The sequence below is a fragment of the Ignavibacteriales bacterium genome (assembly GCA_016709765.1).
In the GTDB taxonomy this organism is placed as follows: domain Bacteria; phylum Bacteroidota; class Ignavibacteria; order Ignavibacteriales; family Ignavibacteriaceae; genus IGN3.
Window position 1 is genome coordinate 1329692 of the sequence record JADJMD010000013.1, and the last position, 13985, is coordinate 1343676.

Annotated in this window: 8 protein-coding genes and 1 pseudogene; 7 read left to right on the forward strand and 2 right to left on the reverse strand. The window is 34.1% G+C overall.

The genetic code is table 11. The features are described 5' to 3' along the window. Positions 1–39 precede the first annotated feature (39 nt). From IPJ23_15465 to IPJ23_15495, 7 genes and pseudogenes are all read left to right on the forward strand, one after another. Positions 40–354: a DUF485 domain-containing protein gene (locus tag IPJ23_15465; protein ID MBK7632075.1), complete on the forward strand. Its 315-nt coding sequence runs from the start codon at positions 40–42 to the stop codon at positions 352–354. A 40-nt stretch (positions 355–394) separates the two neighbouring features. Beyond that, positions 395–1942: a cation/acetate symporter ActP gene (actP, locus tag IPJ23_15470; protein ID MBK7632076.1), complete on the forward strand. Its 1548-nt coding sequence runs from the start codon at positions 395–397 to the stop codon at positions 1940–1942. 27 nt (positions 1943–1969) lie between these two features. After that, entirely contained in the window at positions 1970–3193 is a 1224-nt protein-coding gene (locus IPJ23_15475; GenBank protein ID MBK7632077.1) for a hypothetical protein, read from the forward strand. A gap of 177 nt (positions 3194–3370) precedes the next feature. Then, a pseudogene (locus IPJ23_15480) lies at positions 3371–6027 on the forward strand (valine--tRNA ligase). A 90-nt stretch (positions 6028–6117) separates the two neighbouring features. Further along, the gene (locus IPJ23_15485; GenBank protein MBK7632078.1) at positions 6118–6618 is read left to right on the forward strand and encodes a hypothetical protein; all 501 of its coding nucleotides are present in this window, start codon (positions 6118–6120) and stop codon (positions 6616–6618) included. A 269-nt stretch (positions 6619–6887) separates the two neighbouring features. Continuing rightward, on the forward strand, positions 6888–9161 hold the full coding sequence (locus tag IPJ23_15490; GenBank protein ID MBK7632079.1) for an amino acid permease: 2274 nt from the start codon (positions 6888–6890) through the stop codon (positions 9159–9161). After that, on the forward strand, positions 9154–9810 hold the full coding sequence (locus tag IPJ23_15495) for a hypothetical protein (GenBank protein MBK7632080.1): 657 nt from the start codon (positions 9154–9156) through the stop codon (positions 9808–9810). Before IPJ23_15490 ends, IPJ23_15495 begins: the two co-directional genes overlap by 8 nt. A 163-nt stretch (positions 9811–9973) precedes the next feature. Here IPJ23_15495 and IPJ23_15500 read toward each other — a convergent pair whose 3' ends face one another. Beyond that, positions 9974–10945 (reverse strand): mechanosensitive ion channel family protein, encoded by a 972-nt coding sequence (locus IPJ23_15500; protein MBK7632081.1) that lies wholly within the window; start codon positions 10943–10945, stop codon positions 9974–9976. A 4-nt stretch (positions 10946–10949) separates the two neighbouring features. Next, positions 10950–13979, reverse strand: coding sequence for a hypothetical protein (locus IPJ23_15505; GenBank protein ID MBK7632082.1), 3030 nt, complete (start codon positions 13977–13979; stop codon positions 10950–10952). Positions 13980–13985: the final 6 nt, after the last annotated feature.

Consider the following 13985-nt stretch of genomic DNA (forward strand, 5'->3'; position numbering starts at 1 on the left):
GTTTACTTCATTTATTATTCACATCTAAAGGAAAAACCTATGAGCATTCAATCAGAGAAAGTACAAGAAATTGTTAACTCGGAAAAATTTAAGGAGCTTGTTAGAAAGCGGCTCAGAGTTTCCCTTTCGCTTACCGCCATAATGCTTATCGTTTATTTTGGATTTATGCTCACCATCGCTTTTAATAAAGAACTGTTGTCGATTAAAATCGCAGAGCATATTACCATCGGTCTTCCAATCGGTATCGGTATTATAATTTTTGCATGGCTCATCACCGGCGTTTACACTCTTTGGGCAAATAAATCTTATGATAAAAGCGTAAGAGAGCTTCGTAACCAGGTTCTTCAAAAATAAATAAAAATTTAATAACGATATTAAAATAAGGAGATATAACTTGGATACTTTTCAAACAACTCTCGGACAAGTTAACATCGCATCAATATTAATCTTTTTTGTATTTGTTACAATAACATTGTTCATAACGTATTGGGCGGCAAAAAGAACAAAAACAACTTCTGAATTTTATGCAGCCGATAGAAGCATATCTGGATTTCAAAACGGATTGGCTCTTGCAGGTGATTATATGAGCGCAGCATCATTTCTGGGAATTGCAGGCATGGTTGCTCTTAAAGGCTATGATGGTTTAATTTATTCAATTGGATTTTTGGTTGGTTGGCCGCTTGTGATGTTTCTAATTGCTGAACCTCTTAGAAACTTAGGCAAATTTACTTTTGCCGATGTGGTTGCCTTTCGCTTAAAACAAAGACCGGTTAGAATAGCATCATCAGTCGGTTCACTTAGTACAATTATTTTTTATCTTATTGCTCAGATGGTTGGAGCAGGATCACTTATAACCATATTGTTTGGTCTGCCATATGAGTTTGCAATTATTATTGTTGGTGTGGTTATGATATCCTACGTTCTATTTGGGGGAATGCTTGCAACAACCTGGGTTCAAATTATTAAAGCTGTTTTGCTTTTATGTGGCGCTACCTTTTTAGTAATTATGACGTTAGCAAACTTCGGAATGAATCCCATCGCATTGTTTGAACAAGCAGCAACAAAATATTCCGGTTCAGTTTTAGAGCCGGGTGGATTTGTTAAGAATCCGTGGGATGCTATTTCACTTGGACTTGCTCTTATCTTTGGAACCGCTGGATTGCCTCATATTTTAATGCGCTTCTTTACTGTTCCGGACGCTAAACAAGCTAGAAAATCTGTTTTCATCGCCACTGGCTTTATTGGATATTTTTATATTCTAACTTTTATTATTGGATTTGGAGCAATGGTTCTTGTGGGTCAGGATGTTATTGCCGGTATTGATAAAGGGGGGAATATGGCTGCTCTTCTTCTTGCCGAATCTGTTGGCGGTCAGTTCTTTCTTGGTTTTATTGCAGCCGTAGCTTTTGCAACTATACTTGCCGTTGTTGCAGGATTAACACTATCAGGGGCTTCCACTCTTTCTCATGATCTTTATGTTAGTGTGATTAAGAAAGGGAAAGCAGATGAAGTTGGAGAGGTAAAAGTTGCGCGAATGGCTACATTACTAATTGGAGTTATGGCCATTATTCTTGGTTTTATTTTCAAAGGACAAAATGTTGCATTTATGGTTGGATTAGCATTCTCAATTGCTGCAAGTGCTAATTTTCCATCTTTGCTTTTATCCATTCTTTGGAAGAAATTTACAACTAAGGGTGCCGTAGCAAGCATGATTACAGGCTCAGGTTTAGCCGTAGTACTAATACTTCTTAGCCCAACTGTTTGGGTAGATCTCTTTGGTAACGAAACAGCAATCTTTCCACTAAAAAACCCTGCACTCGTTTCAATGTCAGCGGCTTTTATTATGGGAATTTTAGTTTCCTTATTTACTAAAGAAGATGAGGCAGCTTTAAAATTTGAGGATGAAAAATTAAGGACTTATTTAGGTGTAGGTTCAGAGTAATTAATTTATTTTGTAGGGAATAACCAAATGAAAAAATATTTTTTATTATTTTTTGTATTGTGCATATTTACAAGTGTTTATGCACAGGATAACAAATCCGGATTTGGAATATCGTTTTCCGGGTTTGTAAAAACGGATATCCTTTTTGATTCTCGTCAAACTGTTTCCGCTAGGGAAGGACACTTTTTGCTGTATCCTTCTCCAGAATCATTTGATGTAAATAGGGTTGATATAAATGATAGCCCAGGGTTTAATATTTTATCAATTCAATCTCGTTTAACAGGTAAAATTACCGGTCCGGATGCATTTGGTGCCAAAACTTCTGGACAACTGGAAGGGGAATTTTTTGGAACGGCTGATGGTGATATAAATGGTTTTAGACTGCGCCACGCTTTTGTAAAAATGGATTGGGAAAATACATCTTTACTTGTTGGGCAAACCTGGAACCCGATGTTTATTACTGAACTAGTTCCGGGAACGGTTTCCTTCAACACTGGAGCGCCGTTTAATCCATTTGCACGTAATCCACAAATTCGTTTTTCTGTTTCAGTGGATAAATTTAAATTTATTGCTACAGCACTAGCACAGCGTGATTTTCAAAGTAACGGACCAAACGGATTCAGTTCTTCTTATTTAAGAAACTCGGTTATTCCAAATCTTCATGGTCAAATTCAATTTGCCAGCGATGGTCATCTTGCAGGAATAGCTTTTGATTACAAAAAACTTACGCCTCGTTTAGTAACAACAAAAAATGTTTCAACAGATGAATCCATAAGCAGTTTAGCAGCTTCTGCATTCTTCAAACTTAATTTGCAGCCTGTTACAATTAAGGCACAAGGCGTTTATGGAGGCAATCTGGCTGATTTGATGATGCTTGGCGGTTATGCAATAAAATCCATTGATACTACAAACGGAATTGAGCAATACACGGATTTAAAATGTTTATCCGGATGGATAGATATATCAACTGGAAAAGAAATTGAATTTGGATTGTTTGCCGGATACTCAAAGTCACTAGGTGCTTCAGATAATATTGCAGGAACATATTATGGAAGAGGAACTAATATCGATAAACTGTTAAGAGTTTCTCCTCGTATTCAGTTCAATAGTGAAAAAACACGCATCTCTACTGAGTTAGAATATACTTCTGCTGCATACGGCACAAACGATAATTTAGACAAAGGAAAAATTAAGGATCTAAAATCGGTTGCCAATATTAGGTTATTGGTAGCTTTTTTCTACTTCTTTTAATTTCTATTCATAAAAGAAAAGGACTAATTGGATTTCTCATTAGTCCTTTTTTTCTAATTTCTTCATAAATACTGCGATTCTACTTTTAACTTAAAACATTTGATATAATTAATGCACTAACCACCAACATCACAAAAATCATTATATTTGCACTCGATTTTTAATAAAGAGATATAAATGTCCGCAAAAAGTTTTTCAGATATTCCTAAAGCTTACAATCCTTCAGAAGTTGAAGATAAGTGGTACAAGTACTGGATTGATAATAATATTTTCAATTCAGATGTAGACGAAACAAAGAAACCTTATACCATTGCTATCCCGCCGCCAAACATAACGGGCATGTTAACGATGGGGCACATTCTTAATAATTCACTTCAGGATATTTTTATCCGTACAAAACGTATGCAGGGTTTCAACGCCTGCTGGGTTCCCGGAACAGATCACGCATCTATCGCAACAGAAACAAAAGTAACACAGTTTTTAGCTGATAAGCAGATTGATAAATATCAAATTGGTCGCGAAGCATTTTTAGAACATTGCCAGGAATGGAAAAAAGAATATGGTGGAATAATTATTCAGCAATTAAAAAAACTTGGCGTTAGCTGCGATTGGCGGCGCGAACGTTTTACAATGGATGGTGAATATTACCAAGAAGTTATAAAAGCATTTGTTGAACTTTACAAAGAAGGAAAAATTTATCGCGGTTACAGAATGGTTAATTGGGATCCTGCAAACAAATCTGCAATCTCTGATGAAGAAGTTAATTTTAAAACTGTAAACGGAAAATTGTGGTACTTTAAATATCCCGTAATGGATTCTGAAGAGTTTGTTATTGTTGCAACAACTCGTCCCGAAACGATGCTTGGGGATACTGGCGTTGCAGTTAATCCAAATGATAAACGCTACAAGCACCTTATTGGCAAAAAAGTTTTATTGCCGATTGCTGAACGTGAGATTCCAATATTTGCGGATGATTATGTTGATATGAAATTTGGAACCGGCGTGGTTAAAGTTACTCCTGCGCACGATGTTAATGATTATGATATGGGACAGCGACACAAGCTAGAGTTAATTAACATCTTTAATGATAATGCATCAACAAACAACAATGTTCCTGAAGAGTTTCGTAATCTTGATCGCTACGAAGTTAGAAAAAAGTTGTTGCACGAATGGATGAACTTGAATTACTTCATATGATTGAAGATTATCAAAATAAAGTTGGATACTCTGAGCGCGGCAATGTTCCTATCGAACCATACTTAAGCGAACAATGGTTTATGAATATGGATGAACTTGCAAAACCAGCTGTTGAAGTTGTCCAGCAAGGCAAAGTTAAGTTCTATCCAAAACACTGGGAAAAAACATATTTCCATTGGATGGAAGGGATTCGTGATTGGTGTATTTCTCGCCAACTCTGGTGGGGACATCGAATTCCTGTTTGGTATTGCGTTGGTGATGATCATTGCAATATAGAATGCAAGCAGCCAATAGCATCTATAACTATTCCAGAGAAATGTCCGCATTGTGGCTCAACAAATTTAAGACAGGATGAAGATGTACTTGATACTTGGGCATCAAGCTGGTTGTGGGCACACGCAATATTTAAAACTGAGAAAGAACGAAAATACTATTATCCAACTAACACTCTTGTTACTGGTCCGGATATAATTTTCTTTTGGGTAGCAAGAATGATTATGGCGGGAATGCATTTTCAAAAAGATATTCCTTTCAGCGATGTTTATTTTACAAGCATCATTCGCGATGTGGAGGGCAGAAAAATGAGTAAGTCTCTTGGCAATTCACCCGATCCGCTAGAGGTAATTAAAGATTACGGCGCCGATGCTTTAAGGTATACCTTAATTTATCTTACCCCAATGGGGCAGGATTTACTTTTCAACACTGATAAATGTGAGCTTGGAAGAAACTTTGCAAATAAGATTTGGAATGCTGGAAGATTTTTATTGATGAATGCTGAAAGCATTCCACTTAAAAAAGAATTAAAAAATTCTCATTTAGATTTTGCAGATGAATGGATTTATTCACGCTTAAATAAAACATTGCAGCAGCTTAATAAGGCAATGGATGAGTTTGAAGTAAACAATGCAATAAAACTTATTTATAGTTTTATATGGAATGACTTCTGTGATTGGTACGTTGAAATGATAAAGAACAGACTCTATGCTGATGTTGAGATAGTTAAATCAGGCGTTCTAACACGTGCAATTTCAATCTTTGAAGACGCTCTTAAAATGCTTCATCCGTTTATGCCTTTTATTACTGAGGAACTATGGCAGTTGATGGATGATAGGAAAGATGGAGAAAGCATTTCAACATCCTCATATCCTGTAGTAGATGGGAAACTGATTAAAGACTATGTTGATGAAGAAATGGATTTTGTAAAAGATATAATTACTGCAATAAGAAATATCCGTGGTGAAATGAACATTGCTCCATCTAAAAAAGTTAATGCAATGATTAAATCATCTTCTGTAAAAGAACATCAGATCGAGTACATAAAAAAACTTGCAAAAGTAGAAGACCTTATTGTTGATGCGAATATTCAAAAACCAAAAGCAAGCGCTTCAGCAGTTTTAAGAGGGGTAGAAATATTTATTCCGCTTGAAGGGCTGATCGATCTTGAAGTTGAACGACAGAAAATCCAAAAAGAAATAACACGACTTGAAGGATCGCTTGCAGGAATTGATAAAAAATTGTCAAATGAAAAGTTTGTTGCAAGTGCAGCTCCAGAAGTTGTTGAAAAAGAAAGAGCAAAACAAAAAAATTGGTTAGATAATATTGGTAAGCTGAAAGAGATTTTAGCGAACTTAAAGTAATGTTGCTGTCGTCCCGAACTCGTTTCGGGATCTAAATAACAAGAAATAAGATGCTGAAACAAGTTCAGCTTGACTCAAATAGGATTTATTATGTACCGCAAACTAGAAGATTTCATCAACGATTGGACTTACGAGTCCGAATCAACATTAAAAGTATTTAATAATCTTACAGATGAATCGTTGATCAAAAAAATTGATGAAAACGTAAGAACAGCAGGCAGACTTGCCTGGCACATAACAACATCAATTGGAGAAATGGCTCATCGCACAGGATTAACATTTAAAACTGTAGATAGCAATTCTTCAATTCCAACAACAGCAAAAGAAATTGTGGATGCTTACAAAGAAGCTTCATCAAATTTACTTGCAGCAATAAAATCAAACTGGAATGATGAATCTTTAATAGTTGAAGATGATATGTATGGTGAAATGTGGAAAAGAGGAACAACGCTTGGAGTTATAATATCTCATCAAATTCATCATCGTGCACAACTAACTGTAGTTATGAGATTAAACGGACTTAAAGTTCCCGGTGTTTTTGGTCCATCTAAAGAAGAATGGACAAACTATGGAATGCAATCTCAGGATTAAACCTGAGGTAATACAGTTTTCTTATACAGACAATTTATTATCTATTTAATACAAATACATTTTAATCTTTCCCAATTTAGCAGTCTATTCATAATATTTGATGTTAAACAACAGATCATCATTTCATATTTAATCAATGATGATTTAATTGAAGAAGTAAAATGTTTTATGTATAATACAACAAGTTTAATATTTATTTACTAGTTCAATTTTATAATGTTTAGCAATATTGCTGTGTCTTAACTTCCATCGTAAAGAAAGACATCGAAATGAAAAAATTTGATACCGAGGTTCATCTTAGCCGAGAGATGGGCTTAATGGATGCTACACTTATTGGTGTTGGTGCGATGATCGGTGCAGGAATATTTGTTCTAACCGGTATTGCTGCCGGAGTAGCGGGTCCCGGATTAATAATTGTATTCTCTCTTAATGGTCTTGTTGCTCTCCTTACTGCATTCTCTTATGCTGAGCTTGGATCCTGTTATCATGATGCGGGTGGCGGCTATCTTTGGGTTAAAGAAGGTCTGCCAAAATGGAATGGGTTTATATCCGGCTGGATGAGCTGGTTTGCGCATGCTGTTGCATGCAGTCTTTATGCATTAGGGTTCGGGGCATATTTTGATTTGGTCTTACGTGAGTTCAATATCATCATGCCGCAATGGGGATTTTTATCACCGCAAAAAATTCTTGCTGCTATTACTGCAATCTTATTTGCATATATTAATTTTCGTGGCGCATCTGAAACAGGTAAAATTGGGAACATAATCACAATTGCCAAAATTATTATACTCTTTATATTCATAGGCTTTGGTTTAAATTTAGTTTTCCATCGACCTGATTGGCAGGATGCTTTTACACCCTTTCTTCCCAATGGCTGGGGAGGAGTTTTTAAAGCGATGGGATTAACATTTATTGCCTTCCAGGGATTTGAAGTTATATCTCAATGTTCTGAAGAAATAAAAAACCCTAAGAAGAACATTCCTAAAGCCGTATTCCTTTCACTTTTAATCGTAGTGCCAATTTATCTTCTAATTTCTGTTACTGCTTTGGGAGCGGTAAAACCAGAAGGTGGTATAACGCCCTGGGATTATTTGGCTTCACACAAAGAAACAGCGCTTGTTGAAGTTGCAAAGACATTTTTTGTCGGTGGTGGAATTATGCTTCTTGTCGGTGGTATCATTTCTACGATGTCTGCCCTAAATGCAACAATTTATTCTTCTTCGCGTGTTGCATATGCTATGGGTAAAGATAGAAACTTTCCTACATTTTTTGGAAAAGTTCATAAGAAGAATTTTACTCCTCATCTTTCAATTGTTTTTTCTTTATTCATTGTAGTTATAATGGCAATTTCTTTGCCGATTGAAGATGTTGCAAGTGCTGCTGATCTTATGTTCCTTTTATTATTCCTTCAGGTTAACATTACTCTAATTCGATTAAGGAAGAAAAGACCGGATTTAGATCGCGGATTTGTTACGCCGTTATTTCCTTACTTATCTATTGTAGGAATTCTATTGTTATTATTTCTTGCCATATATATGTTTAATTACAGCCCTACGGCTTGGATAGTTACAATAGTTTGGGTTAGTGTAGGATTAATTACTTATAAATTTTATGCTGCGGATAGAGAAATCGAGCATGTAAGAAAAGTTAAATCTTTAGAAAGACTTGAACGAAAAGAATATAGAGTCCTGGTTCCCCTTGCAAATAAAAAAACAGTTGCAAGCTTGGCTCATGTTGCAAATGCAATTGCAAAAAAATCAAACGCTGAAATACTTTTCTTGCATATTGACGAAGTTAAGGAGGGAAATCCTTTAGTAACTCAATTAAGTGATAGTGGTAGAGCAAAACCACTTTTTAATACTGCCAATGAAATAGCTGAGGAAGCGGGTATTCCAGCCAGGTCGATTTTAAATGTATCTCACAGAATTTCGCAGGGAATAGTAAATACAGCAGAAGAAGAAGAATGTAATTTTATTGTGGTTGGACGACAAAAAAATCCTGATTTTCTTGAAAGATTCTTCTCATCAGTGATAGATAGTGTTATTCATAAGTTTCCCGGAGAGGTTGCCGTTCTTCATGGTAAATTTGAAAAGGAAAACATAAAAACTATTTTAATACCTTTTACGATTGATATCCATGCAATGTTGGCAACCGAAATCGCACCAGCGTTAATCAATTACTTTAATTGTAAACTTAAAATCCTGCTTGTCTACGATCCGGAAACATCAAAGCAGGAAAGAGAAGAAAGAGAATTAAAAGTAAAAGAACTAATTAAGCAAAATTCACTCGATGCAGAAATTATTATTATTAAAGATGCTGATATCGTTAAAGCAATTGTAGAGCAATCAAGTAAAGTTGACCTTATGTTAATGGGAGGCAAGACCGGAGATTTTCTAGAATTATTACTCGGACGATCCCTTGCCCAGGAAATAACAGAACAATCTTCTTGCCCGGTTCTTTGGGTAAAAGAATACGAGGAGAGAGAACCTCTATGGAAGCTTTTATTAAAATCACCTAAGCAAATAGGAGTTGATAATGGATAAGAATTTAGAAAGTCCGTTTCTGGATTTTGGCACTCAAATAATCAATTATTTGCCAAGCCTGTTAGCAGGATTTATTTTGTTATTAATTGGATGGTTTGTTGGTTGGCTTGCTAAAAGAATAACTATTCAATTGCTGGTTGTTCTTAGATTTGAAAAACTATTTATGAGAATGCAGTGGAGAAGAGCGCTTTCTAAAGCTGATATTAGATATGCTGTTTTTAACATGATCGGTAATATTGTTTTCTTTATTGTTTTCTTAATTTTCTTAAACTCTGCTTTAGATGCAATGAAGCTTACCGTACTTTCAGTATTAATTCAACAGGGCGTTATTTTTATTCCAAAACTAATTATCGCTCTTTTAATTATGGGATTGGGTTGGATTGTTGCCGCGCGGGTATCAAACAGTGTTTATAATGCTTTGCTTAAAGAAAGTTTACCTCACTACTCTATTATTTCCCGCTTTGTAAAATTTGTTGCAGTACTTTTTTTCTCCTCAATGGCTCTTGTTGAGATAGATATTGCGCCCCAGATTGTAATTATTGGGTTTACAACTATTATGATAACACTAGGAATAATACTGATTGCTATCACAGTGTTTAGCGGTAAATCTTCAGTCAATAATTTTTTAAATGTTGTTGAAAAGAAGTAAAAGAGAGTTAAGACTTAATTTAAGTCCCTAAGAAATCCCTTGGGACAATTTTGAGAATATTATTGAAGACATATTCTGAAACAATTTGTCAGGGTAAACAGATTGACAATAAATGTTCCCACCAAATTTTCTGAATAAAGTGTTTTAATAAATTCTGCTTATTCTAATTCATATCTTCCGGTTTTATTATTCCCTTTTTTATTAATTCACGCATAACAATCTCTGTCATATCGCTTTTAAAGTTAAACTCAGAACGAATATCCATCACATAAGCTTTTAGCCTCATTTTCAAGTAAGATCGGTCCTCTTTAACTTCATTAAAAAAAAGTATAACAATTGGTTTATTTAAATAAACATATCTCGAAACCTGTGCAGCTTCTAAAGCAATTTGTCTTACTTTTTCAGTATCGATATTTATAGGCAGATAAAGTTCAGCCACAACCTGACAGTTTGGTTCTCCTGAATTTGAATTTGACACTGGTTTACTCATTAAGTCACCGTTTGGTATGGTAACCATAGAATCGTCCGGTGTTACGATACGAGTTGAGCGCAAACCAATTTTTATAACCTCGCCGTAATAGTCTTCAATTTCGATCTTATCTCCAACCTGAAAAGGACGATCAAATATTATCATTATTCCGCCGAAAATATTCTTGAATATATCCTGAGAAGCAAAACCAAGTGCAATTCCAAGTGAAGCGAGAATAGCAATTAATGTTTCCGCAGGCGGGCTAAAAATGCCGTTAATAATTATATAAAAAACAAAAGCCCAGCCAAAGATTCGGATAACCGGTATAAAACCCTTGATTGTAATTCGGTAATTAGTACTTTTTTCAGCAAACAAGTCAAGAATCTTGGCTATAAATTTTATTATAAATGCACCAACAATAAAGAACACAATTGCCCAGAAAACTTTTCCAACTGAAATGATATCCTCAATAGAAGGCGGTGTTAAATTGATTTTGTTATCTGCTTTTGTTTTTTCTGTCTTTGTGACCTGCACATTCAAAGTTGTTTGAGATACAGTATCTTTTAGAAGAGTTTTATTTAGTGAATCAGTTTGCGGCTGAATGTTTTTACTAAAAAGTAAAAAAGAACAAACAAGTAAAATCGTTATTGTTTTTAAGTTTCGCATAATTTTAATGTATTATATTTTTTGATTTCAATAGACTGACTATTTGCCTGAATAAAAGAGGATTTACTATATATAAATCATTCTGTTTAACTATGATTCCGTCATCATGCAACAATAAAAAAAGCAATCTGGATTTGTTTAATGGTACATTAAATATCTCTGAATGATCCTCTTCGTGTAAACCATCATGAAGCAATAAAGCACTTAGAGAAAAAATTTTATCACTCGAAAGGTTGGCTAAAAATGAATAATCCAGATCAGGCGGTGAACCAATCTTAATTTCATCATCAACAATTTCTCTTGCAGAACGCAGCCAGAAAATTAATGCAAGGCTAATATTACCTTGAGCAAAATTATTTAACTCTACAAAATATTTCTTCATAAGATATGGTTGTTTTTCTTCCTCAGTGAGTTTCTTAAAAGATTTTGATTTTAATGTACTTTGATCTGCCTCATATTCAATATTATAACCACTAACCCGATGTCGTTTTGAAACAAGGTTTGTAATTTGATCTTCGTCAAGCTTTGTAAGGTTCACAACATAACCGAAATAATCAAATGCATGAATAGTTTTATCAAGATAAACCCAGCCATAAATTGTACAGGTGGAAATCCAGAAGATATTATTATTGGTTTTCGATATAATCTCAAAAAATGTTTTCAGTACCTGAAACCCATTTACTTTGCGAAGGAACAACCGCTGAAGATTTTCTAAAATAATAACTTTTTTAGCGGGCAGCTTGTTCAGATATTCAATTATTTCTTCTATTGAGTTGAACTTTGGTACTTTTAATATTCCGGACAATAGCTTAAAAAACGAATCCTGGTCTGAGACAGGTTCTAATACGGAAGATCTGATTATATCATATTGATCTGCGTTATTTGCAAGAAAATAATTAATCAGTGAGGTTGAACCACTTCCTTTTTCGCCCACGATTATTGTCGATGCAAATTTTTCTTTTTGCCAATTTGTTAACGCCATATTCAGTTTGCTTAACTCAGTTTCTCTGCCAAAAAAGAACCTTTCGTCATTTAGCGGTTTTACTTCAAATAGTCTTTGGTAGACAAACGGTAGCCTGTGAATTGCTAATTGAGTTTCGGCAAGATAGTCAGAAACTTCGCTGGCAATTACTTTTGCGGCAGGAGCGAGACCAATTAATTCCCAAATTTTTTGATAAAATTCTGTAGACTTTACTAACCCTTTTTGTGTTAATGATAAAATCTGCGGCAGAGCATTTTTAATATTTTGTAAAACTTTTTTTCTAACCTTCTTAGATCTTTCTATAGCTTTGGCCTTAGCGAGGTTTAGCTTTATATTAAAAATCTTTTCGGTTTCAGTTAAACTTTTTAAATCAGAATTAAATTCAGATGTTACGGAACTCAGTTCACTATCAAAAATAATTGATAGGTTGTCAAATTTACTTTTAATTTCAACTATTTTTTTAACAGCACGATCCAAACCTTCGACAGCAATAGTTTTAGATTTTTCAACGTCATTTTCGGACTCCAGTAAATTTAAAGCCGATTCAACATTAAAATCAGAAATATGGTCAATCTCAGCTAATTCGTTCTGAATTTGTTGAAGCTGAGAGTTAATAAAGGTTTTTAATTTCGAGGTTGCACTAAAAAATTTGGGGGCTGTAGAATACTCAAGAATCTCTCGTGGAGAAAATATATTTATTTCTGAATCTTTTATTTCTTTATCATATTCGTCAGTCTTAACCAATACTCTCTTTTGTTTGACATTATTAATCTCCTCGCGTATTAGGTTGTCAAACTCGGCCACTATACCGGTTAGATTCTGATCTAAAATAACGGCAGTGATTTCCGGAATAAGTTTGTTTGTTAATTCTTGATTTATTTGATTTTTAGTTTCTCTATATGAATTTAAAAGATCATTTTTATTTTTGGATAAATCTAATTCCGTATTTAATTTCTTTATGAAAGAAGCTAATTCATTTGATCGAGGGATTAGATTTTTTTCAATACCAGATTTGAAAACAGAACTATATTTATCAAGCTGAATTAAAGTATTGTATCTTATTTGATAAAGCTCATTATTCATCTCCCAATCATCACCGAGGGATGCAAAATTATTTTTCCAGCCATTGAAAACTCTTGAAGCGCTCTCTGAAATTTGTCTGTTTTTTCTCTTTAGAACACCTTTCCTTAATTTCCATCCCGGATTTTCAATAGTTCCGGCAATTAAATAATCGGCTTCATATGATGCAAAAACAGGTTCAGATAAGTTGTGAATCTCATTGATCAAAGATTCTTCAAACTGATTTAGCTGTATAAGTAATTCATTAATCTTTGGTTGAATATTTAATTCATTATTCTTATCTAAAGAATTATTATCACCTGAAGGATATAGCTTGTGACTAATACTATCATCAATCGATTCATATAGGATCCACAATTCTTTAGCTGTACTGCTTCTCAGCTTAAAAAATTTACGGGTGATTTCAATGAGTTTTAAAGATAAAATATTATATAGATAGTATTGTCTTAAGTTTTTTAATAAAACAAATCGCTTCCAGACTTTTTTTTCTTTAATAGGTTTGCGAAATAATTTTCTAAACAAATTGCTGATTGAGATTGGGATATTTGAGATGTTGTAAAAGAATTTCTTAACCGGTTTACAAATTTTTATGTGAAGTTTATCATTTATTTTGTTTACAAATCTTTCAGGACCCTGAAATTCTATTACTTTTTCATCAGATTCCAAAATAAATTTTTCTAAAGCAACATAAAAATCCGGAAATAACTCTTGTAAATTTGTCCTATTACCATGTTCAAAATATGGAGTAATCAGCTTTTCAATTTTTTTATTTACACTCAGAACATTTTCAAAGTATGTCGTTCTATCTGAACTTAAATCAGTTTCCGAAGCCTGTTGTAGTTGTATTAATAAATTTCTGCACTTATCAATAAATTCGCGTTGTAGTTTAATTTGACTTTTTAAAACTGGTAAGAATTTTAGTTTAGCTAATGAATCAACAACTTGTTTTACTTCTATAAAATTTTCTTTCATAAAAAG

Coding starts and splice junctions, on each gene's coding strand:
- IPJ23_15465 (MBK7632075.1), top strand. CDS start 40: ATGAGCATTCAATCAGAGAAAGTACAAGAAATTGTTAACTCGGAAAAA.
- IPJ23_15475 (MBK7632077.1), top strand. CDS start 1,970: ATGAAAAAATATTTTTTATTATTTTTTGTATTGTGCATATTTACAAGT.
- IPJ23_15485 (MBK7632078.1), top strand. CDS start 6,118: ATGTACCGCAAACTAGAAGATTTCATCAACGATTGGACTTACGAGTCC.
- IPJ23_15490 (MBK7632079.1), top strand. CDS start 6,888: ATGAAAAAATTTGATACCGAGGTTCATCTTAGCCGAGAGATGGGCTTA.
- IPJ23_15495 (MBK7632080.1), top strand. CDS start 9,154: ATGGATAAGAATTTAGAAAGTCCGTTTCTGGATTTTGGCACTCAAATA.
- IPJ23_15500 (MBK7632081.1), bottom strand. CDS start 10,945: ATGCGAAACTTAAAAACAATAACGATTTTACTTGTTTGTTCTTTTTTA.
- IPJ23_15505 (MBK7632082.1), bottom strand. CDS start 13,979: ATGAAAGAAAATTTTATAGAAGTAAAACAAGTTGTTGATTCATTAGCT.